Below are 21,988 nucleotides of genomic sequence, written 5' to 3' on the forward strand. Positions count from 1 at the left end.
CATGATCCACACTCATTTGATAGATGAATACCTGTCTCAATCTTTGCAGAAAAGAGAGCAGGAAGGATTGCTGCGTCAATTAGCCTGCAATGAGGGGCTGATTGATTTTTGTTCCAATGATTATTTGGGATTGGCACAATCAAACTTATTGAGCCTGGATGGTACCGGATCACAAGAAGAGATGGCCTCCGGATCAACAGGTTCCAGGCTTGTTTCCGGCAACTCTCCGTTAGCTGAAAAAACAGAACGCATAGTTGCCGGCTTTCACCATGCAGAAGCTGCACTTTTGTTCAATACAGGTTATATGGCCAACCTGGGTTTGTGTTCCTGCATTGCCGATAAGCATAGCGTATTTATCTACGATGAACATATTCATGCAAGCATTATTGATGGCATGCGCCTAAGCCTGGCAAAACGCTTTAAGTTCAAACACAATGATGTGGATGATCTTCGCAAGAAGTTGAAGCAGGCGGAAGGAAAAGTATATGTTGTTATTGAATCGCTCTACTCAATGGATGGTGACCTGGCGCCTTTGCAGGAAATTTCAGATGTATGCAAAGAGCATAAGGCTGCATTGATCGTAGACGAAGCTCATGCTGTTGGTATCTATGGTGATCAGGGCAGGGGCTTGGTATGTCATCATCAGTTGGAAAACGATGTATGGGCACGCATCATCACCTTTGGCAAAGCACTTGGTTGTCATGGGGCCGCAGTGGTGGGTAGTTCCCTGCTGCGTGATTATTTGATCAATCATGCCCGCTCGTTTATTTACACAACTGCTATGCCTCCACATGCCTTTATAGTGATTCAAAGGTCATACCAGGAAATGGCAGTTGCACAAAGGGAAAAGCTGTTTGGGCTCATTCATCATTTTCAAAAAGTTGCCAGGGAGACATCAATAGAAGATGTACGCTTCCTGCTCAATCCTTCTCCGATACAGGGTGTTATCGTGCCGGGTAATGAACGGGTGAAACGGCTGGCCGAGTACGTAAGGCAACAGGGTTTTTTTATGAAAGCTATTTTGTCGCCTACTGTGCCGGCAGGTTCCGAAAGGTTACGCATTTGCCTGCATGCTTTTAATTCTTGCAGGCAAATTGATCAATTATTGACAGCCATAAAATTATTTTTAACATGAACCTGGTAGTTGCAGGCATCCATACAGGTATAGGTAAAACTGTTTGTTCTGCAGTCATGGTCCAGGCACTTGGATATGATTATTGGAAACCAGTGCAGGCCGGAGACCTTGATGCATCTGATAGTTTGTTTATCAAAAAGAATGTTGTCAATAATGATATCAATATTCACCAGGAAGCATTTTGCCTGACACAAGCAGCATCTCCGCATTATGCTGCAAAAGAGGATCAGGTTTCTATTACGCTGGAAGGGATTACGATACCCTCTTCGGATCTTCCTATTATTGTAGAAACAGCTGGTGGTGTGATGACACCTTTGAGTGAATCTTTATTGAATATTGATTTGATCAGACATTTAAATCTTCCTGTAGTATTGGTTTCCAACAATTACTTAGGAAGCATCAATCATACTTTACTGAGTGTACAGGCATTGAGTCTTGCAGGTGCACGCCCACTGGGCATTGTGTTTAGTGGTGAAGAGGTTTTGTCTACAAGAGAATTTATTCTTCAATATACAGGTTTGCCTTTGCTCTTTTCCATCCCGCAGTTTGAACAATTGAACAAGGAAACCATTGCTGAATTTGCTACATCTATTTCTGGCGATCTAAAAACAAAGCTTTATGAACTGGGCAGAGAAAGATAAAGCGTACATATGGCATCCATTCACACAGATGAAGTTAGCCGGTGAGGCTATTCATATCGAAAGAGCAGAAGGTTGTTACCTGTATAGCTCTAATGGAGATCAATACCTGGACGGCATTTCATCCTGGTGGGTCAACATACATGGACATGCCCATCCTTACATAGCAGAGAAGATTGCACAGCAATGTCTTCAGTTAGAGCATGTGATCTTTGCGGGGTTTACCCATACGCCTGCTATTAAACTTGCTGAAAAATTATTAGCACTATTACCAGGAAGTTTTTCCAAAGTATTTTATTCTGATAATGGTTCCACTGCAGTTGAGGTGGCCTTGAAAATGGCGTTGCAGTACTGGTATAATAAGGGTGAGATTGGAAAGACTAAGATCATCGCGTTTGAAGATGCTTATCATGGAGATACATTCGGCGCTATGTCTGTAGGGGCAAGAAGTGTATTTACTGCAGCCTTCCAGGAGTTGTTGTTTGATGTAGTGCATATCCCTCTTCCTTCTGATGACAATATTGATCAATGCACAGAAATGCTGCAGCAAATGACTTCGAAAGGAGATGTGGCTGCTTTTATTTTTGAACCCCTGGTATTGGGGGCAGCAGGCATGAAGATGTACAAGCCGGAACATTTGGATATGCTACTTGCTGTGGCCAAAAGAAATGGTGTTTTATGTATTGCAGATGAAGTGATGACAGGCTTCGGGCGTAGCGGGAAGAACTTTGCTATTGAACACCTGGTTCATAGACCGGATATTATTTGTTTATCCAAAGGGATTACCGGTGGCTTTTTGCCTTTGTCTGTAACTATATGCACTGAAGATATTTATCAGGCTTTTTATTCCGATGAAGCAACGAAGGCATTGTTTCATGGGCACTCTTATACTGCTAATCCGGTAGCCTGTGCAGCAGCCCTGGCGAGTATGGAAATATTGACGCAGCCGGAGACGCAGCAACAAATCAGGCTGATTGCGCAGGAGCATCATTCCTTTCTTCAAAATATCAAGGATCATCCTTTCATTAAAGGTGCGCGGCAGACAGGAACTATACTGGCACTGGAAATCAAGACGACAGAAAATACTTCTTACTTTAATTTGATCAGGGATGATGCTTACAACTTTTGCCTTGGTAAAGGCGTGTTGTTACGTCCGCTGGGAAACATCATTTATTTCATGCCGCCATATTGTATTACACAAACTGAATTGCAACTTGTATATGGTGTAATCATAGACATGTTGCATTATTTACAAGAAAAATATACTTAAGTTTTAAAACACTAATCATGCAAGCACTATTACATAAAATCATTGAGCAGCCTGAACTTCATGCTTATTGGCTGAATACATTGTCCATGATGGAAAATGTAGGAGCCAAAAAGATCAAGAAGTGTGAGCACCCGATTTTCGTTAATGAAGTGATCTTAAAACATGCATCAGAAGAAGCCAGGCATGCTTTTTACTTGAAAAAGCAAATACAAAAGATCCGCAAAGATGCATGTCCTACTTATGAATGGCAGTACCTGTTAGCTCCTAAATCAAGTTATGCTTATTTGAATCAATTGGACATTGATGTTTGTCGCTATTTAAAATCGAAGCATGAGTTGAAGCATGAGCGTTTAAAATATGCAGCTTACCTGTTGGTGACCTATGCCATTGAAGTAAGAGCCGATGAATTATATCCCATTTACCAGGATGTGTTACGTGCATATAAGAGTCCTGTAAGTGTGCGCAACATCATTGCTGAAGAACAGAATCACCTGGAAGAAATGGAAAAGCAACTGAAAGCTTTTTCAAGTGAGTGGGAAGAAATGTGCCGTGTAGTTCGTGAAATTGAAAGCAAGTTACATAGTGTGTGGATCGAGAATTTACATCAAGAGCTCGGGTTGTCGTAGTAATGCTTCCCAATCCGGATAAAGTACAACCCTGGCCTCCGGGAACAGATGCCAGGGTTGTTACATTCAGGAAAAGAGTTTATTGGACTGGAAGTTTTTATCCCAATCTTTCCATATTGGTTCATAACCTTGCTTTTCAATGATTGTAGCCATTTCTGCGGCAGATCGCTCGTCGCTGATCTCGAACTGTTCCAGAGTGTCGGGGTCAACAGAATAGCCACCAGGATTGGTTTTAGAGCCTGCACTTATAGTGGTTGTTCCCAGTTTTAATATATGGTTCCTGAATTTTTCAGTCTCTCTTGTTGATATAGATATTTCTACATCTTCATTGAGTAATCTGTAGGCACAGATCAACTGTACCAGCTCCCTGTCTTTGATCAGGTGGTCTGTAATATCAACACCTTCTGCAGGCCTGATCCGCGGGAAAGAAATGGAATATTTTGTCTGCCAGTATCTCTTCTGCAAGTAATCCAGGTGCAAAGCACAAAAGAAGCTATCCGTGCGCCAGTCTTCAAGTCCCAGCAACACACCAAGGCCAATTTTATGCATGCCTGCCCGGCCTATACGGTCTGGTGTTTCCAGTCGGTAATAGAAGTTAGACTTCTTGCCTTTCAAATGGTAATTCCTGTATGCTTCTTTGTGGTAGGTTTCCTGGTACACCAGCACAGAGTAAACACCTGCTTCATGAAGGGTTTTATATTCATCCTGCTCCAGTGGTTGCACTTCGATGGATATGTTGGCAAAATGAGGCTTGATGATGTCTATCGCTTTTAGAAAATAATCCACATGCACGGTATGGTTGGCTTCGCCTGTGACCAGTAAGATATGCTGAAAGCCGTGCTTTTTGATCTCATTGATCTCCTGTAAGATCTCTGCGGCAGAAAGGGTTTTGCGTTTGATCTTATTGTTAAAGCTAAAGCCACAGTAGGTGCAAATGTTATTACATTCATTACTCAGGTACATGGGTGCGAAGAGCTGAATGGTATTGCCAAAACGTTTTTGGGTTGTTTGGTGGCTTATTTGGGCCATTCGCTCCAGGTAGGGTTCAGCGGCAGGGGAGATCAAGGCTTTGAAGTCTTCCAGTGTACGCCTGGGGGCAGCTAAAGCAGCTTCCACATCTGCTTCCGTTTTCAGCAAAATAGATGAAGCAACTTCATCCCAGTTATAGCGGTCGAAATGCTCTTTAAAGGTCATCATATAAGAATTCAGTTAATGGACTTGAGGCAATGGCACCTTTTATTGCTTTAGACAGTTTGGCCTCATAGGCCATTCTGCCGGCTTCTACAGCCAGTTTAAAAGCTGAAGCCATTTGTACAGGGTTGCCTGCCACAGCTATGGCCGTATTAACCAGCACTGCATCAGCTCCCATTTCCATTGCTTTAGCCGCATGGGAAGGTGCGCCAATACCCGCATCAATAATTACAGGTACATTACTTTGTTCAATGATGATCTCTAAAAAATCAAATGTTTTTAACCCTTTGTTACTGCCAATAGGTGAGCCCAATGGCATCACTGCAGCTGTTCCTGCTTCTTCCAACCTTTTACACAAAACCGGGTCGGCATGTATATAAGGGAGAACAATAAATCCCAGTTTTGCCAATTCTTCAGTGGCTTTTAAAGTTTCGATGGGATCAGGCAATAGGTATTTAGGGTCTGGATGGATCTCCAGCTTTACCAAGTTTGTTTCCAATGCTTCCCTGGCCAGTTGGGCAGCAAATACTGCTTCTTTAGCATTGCGTACTCCGGAAGTATTGGGCAGTAAGTTGATGTGCGGATGATGCAGATGTGCCAACAGAGAATCTGTTTCTGTTTCGAAATCGATCCGTTTCATGGCCACAGTAACCAGTTCTGTTCCTGAAGCCAGTACAGCTTCTTCCATTCTTTGTGGAGAGCCGAATTTGCCGGTGCCTAAAAAAAGCCGTGAATTGAACTGGCAATTACCTATTGTAAGCTTTTGCATACAAGGAAGAATTTAGTTGTTGAACAATTTGTTTTTTATGGTCGTGATGAGTGATGGCTCCTGAAATGGCTATGCCGTAGAGGCCTGTTTGCATGATGGACTCAACATCTTCAGGCAGTATGCCGCCAATTGCATAAAGAGGTATACTGATACCCTCTGCGTTCATTTTATTGATCAATATTTCATAACCTGGTAACCCTAAAACAGGACTTAGCTTTTCCTTGGTCTTCGTAAAACGGAAAGGCCCTACACCTACATAATGACAGCCTTCCCGGTAGCGCTGCAGCACATCTTCAAAAGTATTGGCAGTGCCTCCGATGATCATTTGATCACCAACGATCTTTTTTGCTTCCGCTACAGGCATATCCTGCAAACCCAGGTGTACGCCATCTGCATGCACAGCCTTTGCAATGTCGGCGTGGTCATTTACGATGAAAGTGGCTTCGAGATCATAACATAATTTTCTTGCAATTGCTGCTACTTTCAGGAGTTCTGATGGTTGGGCCTTTTTAAAGCGCAACTGAATCCAGGTGCAGCCACCATCCAGTGCTTCCTGGATATTTTTTATTTGCTCATTGGCTGTATTACCTTGCGATATGTATTGAAGTTTAGAAAACATGATAACTTAAGAGTGAAGAGTTACTTAATAAAACTTTTTCCGTATAACTTTTTGCTTTTCTGCAGGCAGTGATCAAATCATTGCCTCTGGCTAGTTGTGCCGCGATCGCTGAAGAAAGAATGCAGCCAGACCCATGTTTTGGAAATATTTTCGAAGTGCCGGGATATAGCCTGGTCACTTCTGTTTTCATAAAAAGGTAATCAACGCCGGGTTCATCTTCATTATGGCCACCCTTTAATAAAACATTGCAGTATTGAGACAGTTTTTTTGCCGCTTCTATGGCGTCTGTCTCATTTACCAATTGAACGATTTCTTTGTAGTTTGGCGTGATCAATTCCAAATTCTGTAATAGCTGGTACAATAGGATTTCATCAACCCCCTGCTGCCAAAAGCTGAATTCAGTTGTTGAGCGAATGACAGGATCCACAATGATCTTGATGTTGCTGCTTTTTTGATGAATCACAGAAACTAACTGGTGTAGTGATCCAAGGTTTTGTACGATACCGATCTTCACAGCGGCAACCTCGTAATGGGAAAGCATCCTGGATACTGCATCCAGGATGTTTATATCTTTTTCCCATCGTATCGAGTAAAAAGCATTTTCTGTTTGCACAGTTTGGGCCGTTGATATGCCTAAGCCATACACTTCATGTTGCTCGAAGACCTTGATGTCGGCAAGCAGACCTGCACCCCCACAGGGATCCAGGCCTGCAATACTCAACACTATAGGACGATTGAATTCCATGTTTTTTTTATTTTTCGGAAACTTTTAACCGGATCATTGTTTTGCCAGACTGAACCTAATATTGCCACACCATGAAAGCCCATTTGCAAGGCATCCTCCAGGTTGTTTTCCCGGATTCCTCCAATCGCTATCAACTTTGTTCCTGGTGAAGGAAGCTTTGTTTCTTTTGAGATCGTGGATTCATATCCTTGCTTTGATATGCTGTTAAATACAGGGCCCAAAAAAGCATACGCAAAACAGCAGGATAAATTATCTGCTTCCTCTACCTGGTGGATAGAAGTCGTTAAGAGAAAACCACCCTGTTGTAATGCCTGCCATTCCACCTGGGTACTGCATCTTCTTTTTGACTCAGTATAGTGTAAGCGCATCGTCCCCAACATGCTTGCCAGATGATGATGCGCATGCAAGGATATTTTGCTCCGATGTTCAGGATCTACCTGTTCCACTAATTGTTGCAATGCTGATGCAGTTGCTTCCGGTTTGCGCAAATGGAAGATTTCCATGCCTTCATTAAATAAGGCATTGATCATCTCTGCTTCATTTTGGATCATTGCTGCATCAGAAATTACAATCAACATGTCAGGAGTAGATTTCTTTACCACCCAGGGCGAATTCATTTGATTTTTCCAGCATGCCTTTATCTGCAAAATCCCTGATCTCCTGGGTGATTTGCATGGAGCAGAATTTAGGTCCACACATAGAGCAGAAATGGGCCACTTTTGCGCCGTCTGCCGGTAATGTTTCATCGTGGAATGCCCTTGCTGTATCCGGATCTAGTGATAGGTTGAACTGGTCTTCCCACCTGAATTCAAACCTTGCCTTGCTTAATGCATTATCCCTATATTGTGCTCCCGGGTGCCCCTTTGCCAGGTCTGCTGCATGTGCTGCCAGTTTGTAAGTGATCACACCATCTTTAACATCCTTTTTATTGGGCAATCCCAGGTGTTCCTTTGGCGTTACATAGCAAAGCATGGCTGTGCCATACCAGCCAATCATGGCTGCACCAATTGCGGAGGTAATATGATCATAACCCGGAGCAATATCCGTAGTCAATGGCCCAAGGGTATAAAAAGGAGCCTCTTTGCAATATTCCAGTTGCTTTTCCATGTTCTCCTTGATCAAATGCATGGGCACATGACCGGGACCTTCATTCATTACCTGCACATCATGCTTCCAGGCAATTTGATTCAGTTCGCCCTGTGTTTTTAATTCGGCAAATTGTGCTTCATCGTTGGCATCGGCAATACTGCCTGGGCGTAAGCCATCACCCAGTGAAAACGCGACATCATATGCTTTCATGATCTCACAGATTTCATCAAAATGGGTGTATAAGAAGTTTTCTTTATGATGTGCCAAACACCATTTTGCCATGATGGAACCACCTCGGGAAACGATACCCGTCATTCTTTTTGCTGTCAACGGAATATAACGGAGCAATACGCCTGCATGTATTGTGAAGTAGTCAACGCCCTGCTCTGCCTGTTCGATCAATGTATCCCTGAATAATTCCCAGGTTAAATCTTCTGCTTTGCCATTCACCTTTTCCAGGGCCTGGTAGATGGGTACAGTACCAATGGGAACAGGCGAATTACGAATGATCCATTCTCTTGTTTCATGAATATTTTTCCCGGTAGAAAGGTCCATGATGGTATCTGCGCCCCAGCGACAAGCCCATACTGCTTTTTCTACTTCTTCCTCGATGGAGGAAGTAACAGCACTATTCCCTATGTTGGCATTGATCTTGACCAGGAAGTTCCTGCCAATGATCATAGGCTCACTTTCCGGGTGGTTGATGTTATTGGGTATGATCGCACGGCCTGCAGCTACTTCCTGGCGAACAAATTCCGGACTAATCAGGCCTTTCGGTGTGTTGGCTCCAAAGCTGTTGCCGGCATGTTGTTGGGTAAGCAGTTCATACTGGCCATTGAGTTGGTATTTTAATGCATCGATGCGTTGGTTTTCCCTGATCGCAATATATTCCATTTCAGGTGTGATGATGCCCTTTTTAGCATAATGCAGCTGTGTCACAGTGCTTTCTGCCTTTGCTATCAATGGCTTCTTAATATGCTCGAATCTAAGGTGATCCAGTGAGGCATCATTCATCCGGTCTTTTCCATATGCGGAACTTACTTCCTGCAATTCATGCACATCCCCTCTGTCTTTGATCCATTGCTCACGAAGCCGGGGTAAGCCTTTTTTGATATCAATGTTTACCTCCGGATCAGTGTAAGGACCACTGGTATCGTAAACAGTTACTGGCGCATTTTCTTCTGTTTTGCCATTGGCAAGTTTGGTAGTGGAAAGTGTAATTTCCCTCATGGCGACTTTTATGTTGTGCAGTTGCCCTGGTACATACACTTTTTTGGATCCGGGAAGCGGAGCGGTCGTGATCACTTCCTGCTTGGGAACTTCATTCGTTTTTTTCATGTCAATGTTTTCGTGAGTGGTAAGATGAGGAGCTGTATTATCCTCCCTGTGTAGCTTTAATGATCAAAATGTTGTCGTTGGATTGAATGAGATGTTGCGTCCAGGCAGATTTGGGGATGACAGTGTTGTTGATAGCTATAGCAATTCCTTTTTGCTTTTCACCAACTACTTCATCCAACAATTGCTGGACCGAACTATGGGGACTGATTTTCTTTGGCTGATTATTCAATTGAATTTCCATTCCGGTATAAGGTTAAAAATTGACACTTTAGGAATGGACGAAACGAAGTAATATGGATCACTTTTCCCTTCGCTGGCATTATCCAGATCAGGTTCGAGGGTATCATCTCAGCCTTTCGGCACCCCTAAAGTTGGCACAAATGTAGGGGTAATGGATAAAACTCAGCAACAGGCCGCTTAAATTTTTATTTCATAAACTTGCAGGCTACAAGAAAATAAAATCAATATGAAGGCATTTTTAGGCATGGGATTGTTAGGTTCCAACTTTGTAAAAGCCATGATTAACAGGGGTGAACAAGTGCAGGTTTGGAACCGTACAACATCCAAAGCATTGGAGCTTGAAAAATTTGGAGCGAAGGCATTCAGTGATGTAAAGGATGCCGTGAAAGGGGCAAGCCTGGTTCATCTCACATTGAAAGATGATGCCTCAGTTGACGAAGTGTTGGAAGCTGCCAGTGAAGGATTTGCACCGGGTGTTATTATTTTAGACCATACGACTACCTCAAAAGAAGGAGCGATCAGGAGAACAAGGGAATGGAGGGAAAAAGGTTTCATTTATCAACATGCACCAGTATTCATGGGTCCTGTGAATGCATTGGAAGGTACAGGCTTTATTCTGTTGTCAGGTGACCAGGATATCATTGGTCAACTGGAGCCAGTATTATCCAAAATGACGGGCAAGCTGCTTCATTATGGACCCGAAGTGGGAAAAGCAGCGGCCATCAAACTTGTTGGCAATGCATTCCTGGTGTGTTTGACAATTGGTTTAAGAGACACGCTTGCGTTGACAAAAGCGCTTGGCATTGCTACAGATGATTTGATGTCCCTCTTAGAATCCTGGAATCCGGGTACCCAGGTGCAGGCCAGGTTGAAAAGAATGACCGTTGGGGATGATACAAAGCCTTCCTGGGAGTTGGCTATGGCCAGAAAAGATACGCAATTGTTCCTGGAAGCTGCGCAACAAGGCGGGACGGATCTTGCGATCATTCCTGCAATTGCGGCCCTGATGGATCAATGGATCGCAAAAGGTTATGGAAACCATGACTGGACCGTGGTAGGGAAGGAGTTTGCTTAACACCATTCGTCAATAGTAAAGGTGATTTTTAAATTCGTTATGAGCTTTTGCGATTTTATGAAACAGATTGTAGCAACTGTGCTTTCCCTTTTTATGTTTTCAACAGGGTTTTCTCAAATGGCTTTTCGAAAAGTGAGTGAAGAGATCATTGTGAATGATGGTCCATTTAAGGCATGTCATGCATCAAGTATTGTAGAACCATCGCCTGGTGAAATCCTGGTGTCCTTTTTCGCTGGTTCAAGGGAAGGAGACAAGGATGTTTGTATCTGGTTAACCGCTAAGCAAAACAACCAATGGACAAAACCCTATATCATTGCAGATGGTGTGATCAATGATACACTAAGGTATCCATGCTGGAATCCAGTGCTGTTCAAAGCAAAACAGGATCAATTATTTCTTTTTTATAAAGTAGGGCCTAATCCCCGGGAATGGTGGGGCATGGTGCGCACCTCGAAAGACAATGGGAAAACCTGGAATCAACCCGAGCGGCTTCCTGCGGGCGTTTTGGGCCCTATCAAAAATAAGCCTGTCCAACTGGCGGATGGTACGATACTGAGCCCTTCAAGTGTGGAAACTGATAATACCTGGAAGGTGCATATTGAGAAATCTTCAGATTTAGGTAAAACCTGGAAAATCATTCCAGTAGATAGTAATAGTAAGTTTAAAGTAATTCAACCGAGCATTCTACAATATCCAAACAAGCGCTTGCAGATCGTTTGCAGGAGTGACCAGGATAGAGTCGTTTATGCATGGTCGCAGGATAATGGTAATCAGTGGACGGCCTTATCCCGGTCAGAATTGCCAAATCCAAATTCCGGGACAGATGCTGTTACATTAAAAAACGGAATACAGCTGATTGTTTACAATCCAACGGTCAAGGGTAAGGACTGGTGGAATAATCGCCAAAAACTGAATGTGGCTGTTTCTAAAGATGGCTTGAACTGGAAAGATGTATGCATTTTGGAAAACGGTTCGGATGAAGAATTTAGCTATCCGGCTGTAATCCAGGCAAAAGATGGGAAAATTCATATTACGTATACTTACAATAGAAAGAATATCAAACATGTAGTGCTTGAAGCAGGTAAGTAACTTATCCACCATCATTCCACAAACTCATCTTTTTATCCACACAATTGGCGCAAATACCATTTCGCAATGTCTTAAACTGTATTTTGCCCGCCCAAAATTTTGGATAAAATACCATGAAAGGCTCCGACATCAGCTTTTTGTTCGATACCGCCCCGGCATTGCACATGTTGCGCTTGCGCAATGCGCATTGGGTACTGCCTTTTTTGTACAAGGTGTTCAAGGAAAAATCTGTTTTCTCCCTGCCTGAATTTTCATTGACTACACTTCTAGCCGAAGCCCTTAGTTCTCAAAATGAAGGCGTAGAAGACTGGGAAGAAGCGAAGATCGAGTTTGGTGAGGATGAGGAAAGCCGCGCCCGCAAATACCTGCTCAACTGGGTGCAAAAACGACTGTTGCAGGACTTTCCCGCAGCTGACGGCACAACCATGTACCAGCTGAGTGCACATACGGAAAAGGTGTTCCAGTGGTTGCAAACCCTTAGCCGTCGCGACTTCGTGGGAACGGAGAGCCGGTTTAAAATGCTGTTCAACTCACTCCATGATATAGTTGAAAAAACTGAAGACGACCGTTTCAAACGCCTGGAAGAATTAAAGAGCAAGCGTGCCGACATCGACAGGGAAATCAACGCCCTGGAGCATGGTGCTTCCGTGGAAGTATACAGCAATGCCCAGGTAGCAGAACGCCTTGAAATGTTTACCCGCCTCTGTTACGAGCTGCTGGGCGACTTCCGCGAAGTAGAAGACAACTTCAGGCAGATCCACCGCAACATCGTTGAACAACACACGAAAGCCGAAGTGAATAAGGGCGCTATTGTTGGCTATGCCTTCGACGCCTATGATGCCCTGCGCAACAGCAACCAGGGACGCAGTTTCTATGCTTTCTGGGACTTCCTGATTTCAAGAGCAGGGCAGGTGGAATGGCGGCAACTGACCAGCCAGTTATTGGAATTGCTCCAATTGAGGAATATTGATTCTGATTACTACTTCCTGGACAACATCAAATCCATGTTGCTGGAGCAGGGACGTGTGGTGTATGAGGCCAATGATAAAATGGCAGAAAAATTAAGCCGTATTATCACGGAAAAGGAAATGGCGCAACACAAAAGACTGCGGCAGCAAATTGGAGGGATCAAGGAACTGGTGCTGCAATTAATGGACAACGATAGCGTTCCCTGCAGTATTCAGGTGGAAGGAGCTGCAGAAATCAGGTTGTCCATGGACAGGAGGCTGCAGCAGGAACCTAAAAACATGCCTTCAATGGTAAGGCAACCGGTAAGCGGTAGCGAGACGATTGAAGATATGGCTCGTTTCAGCCGCTTATTGAATGCTCCTTTTGTGGATAAGAAAAAATTGTGGCAGAACGTAGAAGATATATTAAAAGATAAGCATACAGCTACTTTAAGAGAGATCATCGAAATCACCGGACTGGAATATGGCGTGGCAGAAGTGGTTGCCTACTTCTCTTTTGTTAAAGACAAAGGAGGCAAGGCGCAGATCATGAGTAGCATGAGCGAACATATTGCCTTGAACAGCGAGAGTAACAAGTTTATAGAAGTACCCTATTTGTTGTTCAATCGCTAATCTATAAAAAGAAAATTTGATTCATCCATATATAATCCTGTAATCCGTGGTCAACAATAAAATACTACCATTTACACCGGTCTTCATCAAATTGCTGAAAGGGCCGGTAGAATACCTGGAAAAATCAAACTGGGAAAAGCTACTGTTGTATAAAACAGAGCTGACAACTTTTGTGAACCAGTTGGGCCTTTCCCTGGTTCTGGATGAAAGAGACGGCTATGCTTACCTGAAACATTTTTCCAATGAAGAAGATGAGGAAGCTGCCGTTAGCTGGATGGTTAGGAGGTCGTTTACATACGAGGAAAGCATTCTGCTGGTATTGTTGCGCGATATGATGGCGGAGTTTGAAACCGGCGATGAAACCACCAGGGAATTGGTGAAAAAACGCCGTGAGATCAAAGAGTATGCAGAACTGTTCTTTAAAGAAAATGCCAGCCGTGTCAAGTTCATCAAAGAACTCGACCGCCTGATCGATAAAGCTGAAGAAAACGGTTTCCTCGATAAAATGGGCAACAGTGAGCTGGCCGACGAGCAAAAATTCCGCATCCGCAAGATCATCAAAGCAAAGGTGGACAGCGAGGTTTTAGAACAATTTAAACAGCAATTAAACGACTATGCAACTGAGCGTATTCAGCACGGATAACCAGAAGTCAGGTTTCCGTTTACAATATATGGAAGTGTATAACTGGGGTACTTTCGACGAGCATGTGCACGTCATTAAGCCACTGGGTGAGACTTCCCTGTTGACAGGTGCCAATGGTAGTGGTAAAACCACGTTTGTCGATGCTTTGTTGACACTAATCGTACCCGAAAAAAAGTACCGCTTCTACAACCAGTCATCTGGTAGCGAGAAAAAAGGCGACCGGACTGAGGAGAGCTATGTACTGGGTGGTTACGGTACGATCAATAGTGAGAACGGCAGCACTACTAAAACCTTATACCTGCGTGAAAATAAAGAGGAGGCTTACAGCATCCTGATGGCTGCCTTTTCTAACGAGGCTGGCCAGGAAGTATCCCTGTTCCAGGTTCGTTATTTCAGCGGCGGGGAGATGAAAAAGGTATTTGCCGTCGCACATACACTGCTGCACATTGAAGAGGATTTTACTCCATTTGACCTGGGTGGTGGATGGAAGCGCAGGATGGATCTGCAATACAACCGTAATGGCGGCAAGCCGAAGATCGAATGGTTTGATGCTGCCTCCAAATACGCTTTGCGTCTGACTGATGTGCTCGGTATGCAAAGCCTGCAGGCCCTTAGCCTGTTCAACCAGACCGTTGGTATCAAGGTGTTGGGCAACCTGGATGAATTCATCCGCACACACATGTTGGAGCCACGCAACATGGAAGAGCAGTTCCTGGAGTTGAAAAAGCACCTGAACACTTTGTTGGATGCTCAGAGGAATATCGAAAAGGCCGAAGAGCAAATCTCCCTGTTGAAGATACTGGAATTGCATTACCAGACATATGCTGCTTACAAACAACAACTGGATGTATCTCAAAGAGAGTTAGATATAGCGGCTATCTGGAACGGTTATACGAAGAATCAATTGCTGCATACTGCCGTTGATGAGGCGGAGCAATCTCTGAGAGAGATTCAGAATAAATTGTCTGCAATCAAGGAATCCATCGCTGAATTAACTGAAAAGGAACGTACTACCCGCAACCAGATTGAGCAGAATAAAGCAGGCCAGCGTTTGAAAGAACTGGAGCAGGAGATCAAATCGCTGAATGATAAATTGCAGCTGGTACAATCCAATTATGTGAAATTCTCGGAATGGTGCACTGCATTGAGTCTGGAAGAAACCGTTGCTGCTGACGAGGCCGCCTATAAACGTATTGTTGGAGAGGCCCGCAGAGCGAAACACCGCATAGAAAGAGAACAGCGCCTGAACGAAGAAGATGACTTTGAAGCTAAAAATGTTTTGCGCAAGGCTTCTGAAGAAAAAGAAGACGTTGAGCGGGAGTTGAATGCGCTGCTGCAATCAAAGAACAACATTCCTTCACACCTGGTGAACCTGCGCAGGGAGATCTGTACGGAACTGAAAATAGATATCTCAGAGTTGCCATTCGCCGGTGAACTGATGCAGGTACGTGCAGAAGAATTACATTGGGAAGCAGCCCTCGAAAAATTGCTGCACGGCTTTTCATTACGCTTGCTGATACCTGAAAAGTATTATAAAAAAGTAAACCGTTACGTCAACAATACCAACCTGCGTTCGCGCCTGGTTTATTACCAGGTATTTGACGACGTGTTATTGCCCTATGCAGATGAAGGTACTGTTTACGAGAAACTGGAATTCCATCCTGAGCACAGGCTGAGCGAATGGGTACAACAGCAGATCATTCAAAGCTTTGATTATTTCTGCATAGATGATGAATCGGAACTGGATCGCTACGATAGGGCCATTACGATCAATGGATTGGTGAAGAACCGTGACCGCCATGAGAAAGATGACCGTCCGGATAGAAATGATCCGGGCCGTTATGTAATGGGTTGGAACAACGAAAAAAAGAAAGCCAAATATCTAACCAAAAGAGACGTCTTGTTGGAAACCATTCGCCAGTCGAATGAAACCATTGAACGTTGTAAGCGGAAGGCTGCACGATTACAATCACAGTCCTATGCTATATTAAAGATTGAGGAACACGAAGGTTTTGCCTTGATGGATGCTGGTAGCGTGCAGCGGTCCATTCATGCTGTACAACAGCAAATTGAAAGCCTGCGTGAAAGTAACGACCAGCTAAAAACATTGACCCAGCAGCTGGAATCGATTCAACAGCAGCTCTCTTCTAAAGATGAAGAAAGAACAGCATTGATCAGGGACGAATCTTTAACCACAAATCAATTGCAGCAATGGCAACAGCAACAGCAACATCTGCAGCCTTTGTTACAATTGATCAAGGACGAAGACAAAGATGCACTACTGCAGTTTCAGCAACAATACGCATCTGCTTTCGCCACTTTGACCTTGCTAACTATTGATGAAACGTATAATGAACTGAGATCGGCCATCAGTAAAAAAGTAGGCGAACTCAGGGAAAGTTTACACAAGGAAGAAGGTGCTTTACAAAAGAGCATCAGTCGCATTAAATCACCTTCCATTACAATTCAACAGCGTTTCCCCGATTGGAACGGAGATGTGCACCACCTGCCCGATGATCCTGCTTTTGCAGAAGAATACATTGAGTGGCTGGGTAAACTGGAAAATGAAAACCTGCCTAAGTACAAGAAGGATTTCGATAACTACATCAACATTACCATCACTTACAAGATCGGTGGTTTGAATGAGGAAATGGAAAAGTGGGAGCGTGAGATCAAGAACAGTATTCACAAACTGAATAGCTCATTGGCTGGTATCAATTTCAACCGCTTACCCGATACCTTTATTCAATTAGGTATCCGGAATGTCATGGATACAACCGTTAAAGAGTTCCGTTCTAAATTGCTGGAAGCCTTGCCACAGGCAGCCAACTGGCAGCAAAGCAGCTTTGAAGAAAAGTCGGCTCACTTCAGGGATAAAGTGCAACCGCTCGTTGCCAGCCTGGATGAGAGTGAAGCCTACAGGGCCCGTGTATTGGATGTGCGTAACTGGTTTGAGTTTTGGACCGATGAAATTTACCGCAACACCAACGAGTTGAAGAAAACCTATCGCCAGATGGGACAATTGTCAGGTGGTGAAAAGGCTCAATTAACGTATACAATTTTATGTAGTGCCATTGCCTACCAGTTTGGTATTACCAAGGAAGGCAAGAATTCCAAAAGCCTCCGTTTCATTGCTGTAGATGAAAGCTTTAGTAACCAGGATGAGGAAAAAGCAACTTACCTGATGGAACTCTGTAAGCAGTTGCATTTGCAATTGCTGGTGGTAACCCCCAGCGATAAAATACAGATCGTGCAGGAGTTCATTGCCCACGTTCACCTGGTACAGCGTGTTGCCAACAGGCATAGCGTACTCTACAACATGACTGTAAAAGAATTAAGAGAGAAGATGGAAGAGGCAACAGCCTGATGAATGAAGAAAAATTCGAATGACGAATAAGTTTAGGTAGTAAAGCCTGATTCTTATTCGTCATTTTTTATGCCCCATTCACCATTCACAATTGACCATTCACCATTAGAACGGATAATTGATCCCCAACTGCAACTGCCCATTCAGCGGCTTCCAATTATAAAACCATTTGTTTTGGGCTTCAATAGTATCAGGGCTGGGGTTTTTTACTTTATAAGCATAATCTAGCCGCACAAGAAAAAAGCCAAAGTCGATACGTAGTCCTGTACCTGTACCAATGGCCAGGTCCTTCCAAAGCTTGTTGAATTTGAATTCACCTCCGGGGAAGCCTGGCGCTTCTCTCAAAAACCAGACATTACCAATATCGGTATACAAGGCGCTGTTGATGAGAACTCCTCCAATATCTGTGATGAAAAAGCGGTATTCGGCATTCGTTTCTAATTGAATATCTCCAAATCGTTCCGGTGCAACATCCTGGTCAAAAGATTGTACCGTTGAACCCGGCCCCAACTTGCGCAGTGCCCATGCTCTCATACTATTAGAGCCACCACCATAGTATTGTTTAAAAAATGGGAGCGAAGTGTTGTTCCGGTTATGTGTGGATGGCAACTCATATCCAACACCTGCAAAGGCCCTCCATGCAAATTCATCACGCCCTAATTTACGTGTTTGCCTGAACTCCGCATCCAACTTGATGAACCGGTAAAGACTACTGTCCAGTGTTTTATTTTTAAACATGCCCAGGATCAGGCCGGATGGTTCTAAATTAAATTGCTTGACACTGGTTACAGTTTTCTTGGCAGTGGTTTGTGAAAAGGTGTAGATGGAAGAAGTAACCAGCCCGTCATTGAAAATATAACTGTATGATTTATTATCTTTAATAAGTTCTTCAAGTAATGAATCACGATCGAGGAATGTTAATTCAATATTTGGTAATTTGATGCCAAGGAGTTTATTCTTCCAGTTAAACAACAAACCCCAGGAAGTATTGAAAGCAGTCAAATTAAAAAAATCTTTACGGTCTACATTGGATGCATTCAGCGCAAAAATTGTTTTGGAATTTTCCTTCCATTGACTGGGAATAAAATTCAAATTAGGGATCGTGCGTGGAAACGCAACAGTATTGATTAATGCAATCTGGTTGGTCTGGATAAATTTGTCTTTCGATTCGAGCTCAATTCCATAGCGCACACCTGTATTGGCCTGGTTAGATGCCTTGCCAAAGTTGCGGTTTTGCAACCCGACATTCGCACCAACGCCTAACAAGTCTGTTGGAATAAAAGGATTCTTGTTCTGCTGGTTACTACTACCTTCTATATCAAAGTTGAACAGGTATTTTTTAGCTGGTGTTAGGTTGATTCTAAAATCAACTGTATCAGAAAAATCTCTCGGTATTTGATCGATGCTCACCAGTCTCCAGGCACCCAAAGAGTTAAACCGGTTTATTGTATGCAGGTAGTTGCGCTGGCTGTATAGGTCTCCACGCTTAAGGTAAATATTTCGTGCTATTAATTTGGGCTTAAACAGGTTCCGGTAAGATATAATTTTATAGTCTTGTAAATAAGTTTCAAATGGGACCAGCGTGGCTGTATCGATGGACAGGTCCGGGTAAGCAACCACGTTCCCTACATAATAGCGTGTAAGGCGGGTCGTGTCTTCGGTTTCACGCAGGCGTACTTCCACGCTGGCACTTGGATTCTCCCTTCTGCGTCTCAATTCTTGTAATTGTGTTGCCTGCTCAATCGGGTCTAATGTGGGCCGTAGTAGGGCCAGTCCAACAGTATCCCAGACAGCAAGCAGTTCCTCCCTGGAAAATCGCAGGTAGCCATTATTGCGATAAACATCTGTCAGCCGGTCAAATTCTGTAGATATGAGCGGCATGGCGAATGCCTCTCCTTTTTTCAACAGGGATTCCTTCTGCGCATCCAGCGTAATTTTTTGAAGTGTGTCATCATTTTTACTGGCGGTGTCAGTGGCAAGGTTCAATAAAACCGAATCTATTAAAAAGAGGTGGCCCGGTGTTACATGAAAATTCACAGTGGTCCGGCTCTGAACTCCCCTTACTTGCAGGCTGGTATCATAGCTGATGCTGTCGCGGTAATAACCCAGTGAATGTAGTTTCGCCGCCATAAATGTTTTCGACTTTTCTGCATTTAGGCTATCAAACACTGCAGGCTTTACAATTTCTGTATATATAAGACGGGGGCCTTTTTTTAGAAAGAAAGTGAAAATTCCTAAAGGGTTAAATTTGCGCACGGAACGTACCATGATGCTGTCATGGAGTTGTTGGTATAATTCTGATTCAAGCTCCTTTTTTTGATCCTTAGTAAACTTGCCATTCAAATGGATATTAGTTTGGTAAATAAAAGGTTTGTTTTTAGGATAACCTTTTATGATCGTACAGGATGAAACAATGATGAGCATCATTAGCGGTACGTAGATCAAAAGTGATTGCCTGTATGACTTTACCCAAGAATAAAACATAATGTTAAAACCCAACTATGCTTAGTAAAAAAGAGGCTAAAGATATTCAAAGTTTGCGCCACAAAAAATTCAGGGAGGAAACCGGCTTATTCACTGCTGAAGGCCCAAAGATCGTTTCAGAACTGGTACAATTGATCCCCGAACGCTTTGAAAAGATTTACGCGGTAAAAGACTGGTTGCAGCAACACCCTGTAGAGGGAATAAAATATGAAGAGATTGATGAACGGACACTGGAAAAGATTTCCCAGCTGCAAACACCCAATGAAGTGATTGCTGTCCTCAGGCAGTTTAAACCAGAGGTGCCTTCAGCTTCAGACCAGCTTTGTCTTTACCTGGACACTATCCAGGATCCTGGCAATTTGGGCACTATTATACGTATAGCCGATTGGTTTGGCATTAAAGATATTATATGCAGTGAAGGCTGTGCCGATAGGTACAATCCAAAGGTGGTTCAGTCCACCATGGCAAGCATAGCCAGGGTGAATGTGTATTACGATCATGACCTGCAATGGCTGAAAAATGAACAGGCTCCCAAATATGCTGCGGCTTTAAATGGTACGTCTCTTTATGATTGCGGTAAAGCTGGAAATGGAGTATTGATCATTGGCAATGAATCAAAGGGGATAAGCCCGGAAGCAATGCAATTAGCTACTCAGAAAATTACCATTCCCAGGAGGGGCGAAGCTGAATCGCTGAATGCTGCAGTGGCTACCGGGATTATTTTATCACATTTAGTGGGATAATATTCCTTACCTCGTCAACCATTTGATCATTTCTTTCCATGTGGGTTTTTTGCCATACATTAAAATGCCTGTACGGTAAATCTTGGCGCTTACCCAGGTTGTAAACAGGAATCCAAGGATCAGCAATATCATGGACAATCCCAATTGCCAGTAAGGAACAGTATCAGGCACGCCAAATGGAATGCGCGACATCATAACAATAGGGGAGAAGAATGGTATGATGCTCGCCCAGGTTGCCAGCGAACTGCCCGGATCATTGATAGAGTTGATCATGATAATAATGCCCAGGATAATTGGAATGGTTATAGGGAAAGTAAGGCTTTGCGCATCCTGTGCATCTTCGTTCACTGCACTGCCTACAGCTGCAAATAAAGCAGCATAAAACAGGTAGCCTCCCAGGAAGTAAAAGATAAAGCAGGCAACCAGCAAGCCCCAGTTAATGGTAGCCAGGCTTTGTTGTGCACTGGCCAGTTTATTAATAGCCTCTGATGTTTGTGTTGCCGAACCAGGGATCTGCTGTTGTGCATCGTGCACCTGCTGCAAAACATCTGGCGGTATGAACGATGCTGCCAACGCGCTGAGCGATGAGATCAAAACGATCCATATTAAAAACTGCGTTAAACCAACAGCTCCAATGCCAATGATCTTTCCCAGCATCAATTGAAATGGCTTCACAGAAGATACGATCACTTCGGCAATACGATTGGTCTTTTCTTCCATCACACCCCTCATCACCATGACACCATAAATGAATAGAGTAATATAGATAAGGAAACCCGTGACATACCCGATGCCGCTGGCTACATCAAAGTTGCTGTTGCTTAGGTTGCCCGATTCATCAGTCTTCACGGCCTCAATGCCTACATGTTCCGCCTGGTGTTTGAGTGAATCGATTAACAAGGGGTCGATCTTCAGTTGCTGGCTAATCAGGTTATTTTCTAATGCCTTACTGATATCGTCGTGGATCCGGTCGTTGGCAAACCTGCTCAGGCTCTTATGCGACACGATCTTGAAGTTGGATGATTTGTTCATCTCTGAGTTGGGCGCCAGTAATACAGCCGAATATCCCTTAGATGAAAAATTGCTGGTGTCTACATCTTTACGGAAGTCATAAGTAACCTGTTCGCTGCTTTGCAGGCTGTATTTAAAAATGCCGCCGGGATCAACAACTGCTACCTTCTCGTTGGTTGCATTATTCACTGTGATCGCAACTACTGCTGCAATTAATCCAACAAACAGTAGTGGAGTAAGGATCGTGGAAAGAATAAATGTTTTTTTTCTAACCCTGCTCAAATACTCCCTTTGTATAATCAGCAATGTCTTATTCATTTTCTATGAAAAAGTTTT

At 43.6% G+C, this 21,988-nt stretch carries 19 protein-coding genes and 1 riboswitch; of the genes, 10 read left to right on the plus strand and 9 right to left on the minus strand.

Going from position 1 to position 21,988, the window contains the following annotated elements; translation table 11 throughout:
- Nucleotide 1: 1 nt before the first annotated feature.
- Genes OCK74_RS03220 through OCK74_RS03235 form a run of 4 tightly spaced genes read left to right on the plus strand, consistent with a single transcriptional unit; the run spans nucleotide 2 to nucleotide 3,669 of the window.
- Entirely contained in the window at nucleotides 2–1,135 is a 1,134-nt protein-coding gene (locus tag OCK74_RS03220; RefSeq protein WP_279295550.1) for an aminotransferase class I/II-fold pyridoxal phosphate-dependent enzyme, read from the plus strand.
- Nucleotides 1,132–1,776, plus strand: coding sequence for a dethiobiotin synthase (gene bioD / locus OCK74_RS03225; protein ID WP_279295551.1), 645 nt, complete (start codon nucleotides 1,132–1,134; stop codon nucleotides 1,774–1,776). Before OCK74_RS03220 ends, bioD begins: the two co-directional genes overlap by 4 nt.
- Nucleotides 1,754–3,043 (plus strand): adenosylmethionine--8-amino-7-oxononanoate transaminase, encoded by a 1,290-nt coding sequence (bioA, locus tag OCK74_RS03230; protein WP_279295552.1) that lies wholly within the window; start codon nucleotides 1,754–1,756, stop codon nucleotides 3,041–3,043. Before bioD ends, bioA begins: the two co-directional genes overlap by 23 nt.
- Nucleotides 3,044–3,060: 17 nt before the next feature.
- Complete coding sequence (locus OCK74_RS03235) at nucleotides 3,061–3,669, plus strand: hypothetical protein (protein ID WP_279295553.1); 609 nt, start codon at nucleotides 3,061–3,063, stop codon at nucleotides 3,667–3,669.
- Nucleotides 3,670–3,735: 66 nt separating this feature from the next.
- On the opposite strand, the gene thiH is transcribed toward OCK74_RS03235, so the two are convergent.
- From thiH to thiS, 7 genes are read right to left on the minus strand one after another with little or no spacing between them, the layout of a single operon-like run.
- Entirely contained in the window at nucleotides 3,736–4,866 is a 1,131-nt protein-coding gene (thiH, locus tag OCK74_RS03240) for a 2-iminoacetate synthase ThiH (RefSeq protein WP_279295554.1), read from the minus strand.
- Entirely contained in the window at nucleotides 4,853–5,629 is a 777-nt protein-coding gene (locus OCK74_RS03245) for a thiazole synthase (protein WP_279295555.1), read from the minus strand. Before OCK74_RS03245 ends, thiH begins: the two co-directional genes overlap by 14 nt.
- Nucleotides 5,607–6,248 (minus strand): thiamine phosphate synthase, encoded by a 642-nt coding sequence (locus OCK74_RS03250; RefSeq protein WP_279295556.1) that lies wholly within the window; start codon nucleotides 6,246–6,248, stop codon nucleotides 5,607–5,609. The genes OCK74_RS03245 and OCK74_RS03250 overlap by 23 nt, the downstream gene beginning before the upstream one ends.
- Nucleotides 6,238–6,993, minus strand: coding sequence for a hydroxymethylpyrimidine/phosphomethylpyrimidine kinase (locus OCK74_RS03255; RefSeq protein WP_279295557.1), 756 nt, complete (start codon nucleotides 6,991–6,993; stop codon nucleotides 6,238–6,240). Before OCK74_RS03255 ends, OCK74_RS03250 begins: the two co-directional genes overlap by 11 nt.
- Nucleotides 6,972–7,571 (minus strand): thiamine phosphate synthase, encoded by a 600-nt coding sequence (locus tag OCK74_RS03260; RefSeq protein WP_279295558.1) that lies wholly within the window; start codon nucleotides 7,569–7,571, stop codon nucleotides 6,972–6,974. Before OCK74_RS03260 ends, OCK74_RS03255 begins: the two co-directional genes overlap by 22 nt.
- Nucleotide 7,572: 1 nt before the next feature.
- The gene (gene thiC / locus OCK74_RS03265) at nucleotides 7,573–9,420 is read right to left on the minus strand and encodes a phosphomethylpyrimidine synthase ThiC (RefSeq protein WP_279295559.1); all 1,848 of its coding nucleotides are present in this window, start codon (nucleotides 9,418–9,420) and stop codon (nucleotides 7,573–7,575) included.
- Nucleotides 9,421–9,457: 37 nt separating this feature from the next.
- Nucleotides 9,458–9,661 carry a sulfur carrier protein ThiS gene (gene thiS, locus OCK74_RS03270; RefSeq protein ID WP_279295560.1) on the minus strand — a complete coding sequence of 68 codons (204 nt, stop codon included), beginning with the start codon at nucleotides 9,659–9,661 and terminating at the stop codon, nucleotides 9,458–9,460.
- A gap of 47 nt (nucleotides 9,662–9,708) precedes the next feature.
- A riboswitch (TPP riboswitch) is annotated at nucleotides 9,709–9,797 on the minus strand.
- 89 nt (nucleotides 9,798–9,886) lie between these two features.
- On the opposite strand from thiS, the gene OCK74_RS03275 reads away from it, so the two are divergent.
- From OCK74_RS03275 to OCK74_RS03295, 5 genes are all read left to right on the plus strand, one after another.
- Entirely contained in the window at nucleotides 9,887–10,735 is an 849-nt protein-coding gene (locus OCK74_RS03275) for an NAD(P)-dependent oxidoreductase (protein ID WP_279295561.1), read from the plus strand.
- A 57-nt stretch (nucleotides 10,736–10,792) separates the two neighbouring features.
- Nucleotides 10,793–11,824 (plus strand): sialidase family protein, encoded by a 1,032-nt coding sequence (locus tag OCK74_RS03280; protein WP_279295562.1) that lies wholly within the window; start codon nucleotides 10,793–10,795, stop codon nucleotides 11,822–11,824.
- Between the two features lie 113 nt (nucleotides 11,825–11,937).
- Nucleotides 11,938–13,404 carry a DUF3375 domain-containing protein gene (locus OCK74_RS03285; protein ID WP_279295563.1) on the plus strand — a complete coding sequence of 489 codons (1,467 nt, stop codon included), beginning with the start codon at nucleotides 11,938–11,940 and terminating at the stop codon, nucleotides 13,402–13,404.
- A 46-nt stretch (nucleotides 13,405–13,450) separates the two neighbouring features.
- Entirely contained in the window at nucleotides 13,451–14,047 is a 597-nt protein-coding gene (locus OCK74_RS03290) for a DUF4194 domain-containing protein (RefSeq protein ID WP_279295564.1), read from the plus strand.
- Nucleotides 14,019–17,414, plus strand: a complete 3,396-nt coding sequence (locus OCK74_RS03295) for an ATP-binding protein (protein WP_279295565.1) — start codon at nucleotides 14,019–14,021, stop codon at nucleotides 17,412–17,414. Before OCK74_RS03290 ends, OCK74_RS03295 begins: the two co-directional genes overlap by 29 nt.
- Before the next feature lie 105 nt (nucleotides 17,415–17,519).
- Here the strand turns inward: OCK74_RS03295 and OCK74_RS03300 are convergent, their stop codons facing one another.
- A complete protein-coding gene (locus tag OCK74_RS03300) occupies nucleotides 17,520–19,898 on the minus strand; it encodes a BamA/TamA family outer membrane protein (protein ID WP_279295566.1) in 2,379 nt (792 codons plus the stop codon).
- 17 nt (nucleotides 19,899–19,915) lie between these two features.
- Between OCK74_RS03300 and OCK74_RS03305 the strand changes: the two genes are divergently transcribed.
- A complete protein-coding gene (locus OCK74_RS03305; RefSeq protein WP_279295567.1) occupies nucleotides 19,916–20,641 on the plus strand; it encodes a TrmH family RNA methyltransferase in 726 nt (241 codons plus the stop codon).
- A 6-nt stretch (nucleotides 20,642–20,647) separates the two neighbouring features.
- On the opposite strand, the gene OCK74_RS03310 is transcribed toward OCK74_RS03305, so the two are convergent.
- Nucleotides 20,648–21,970, minus strand: coding sequence for an ABC transporter permease (locus OCK74_RS03310; protein ID WP_279295568.1), 1,323 nt, complete (start codon nucleotides 21,968–21,970; stop codon nucleotides 20,648–20,650).
- Nucleotides 21,971–21,988 lie beyond the last annotated feature (18 nt).

The organism is Paraflavisolibacter caeni (assembly GCF_025628885.1).
GTDB lineage: Bacteria > Bacteroidota > Bacteroidia > Chitinophagales > Chitinophagaceae > Flavisolibacter > Flavisolibacter caeni.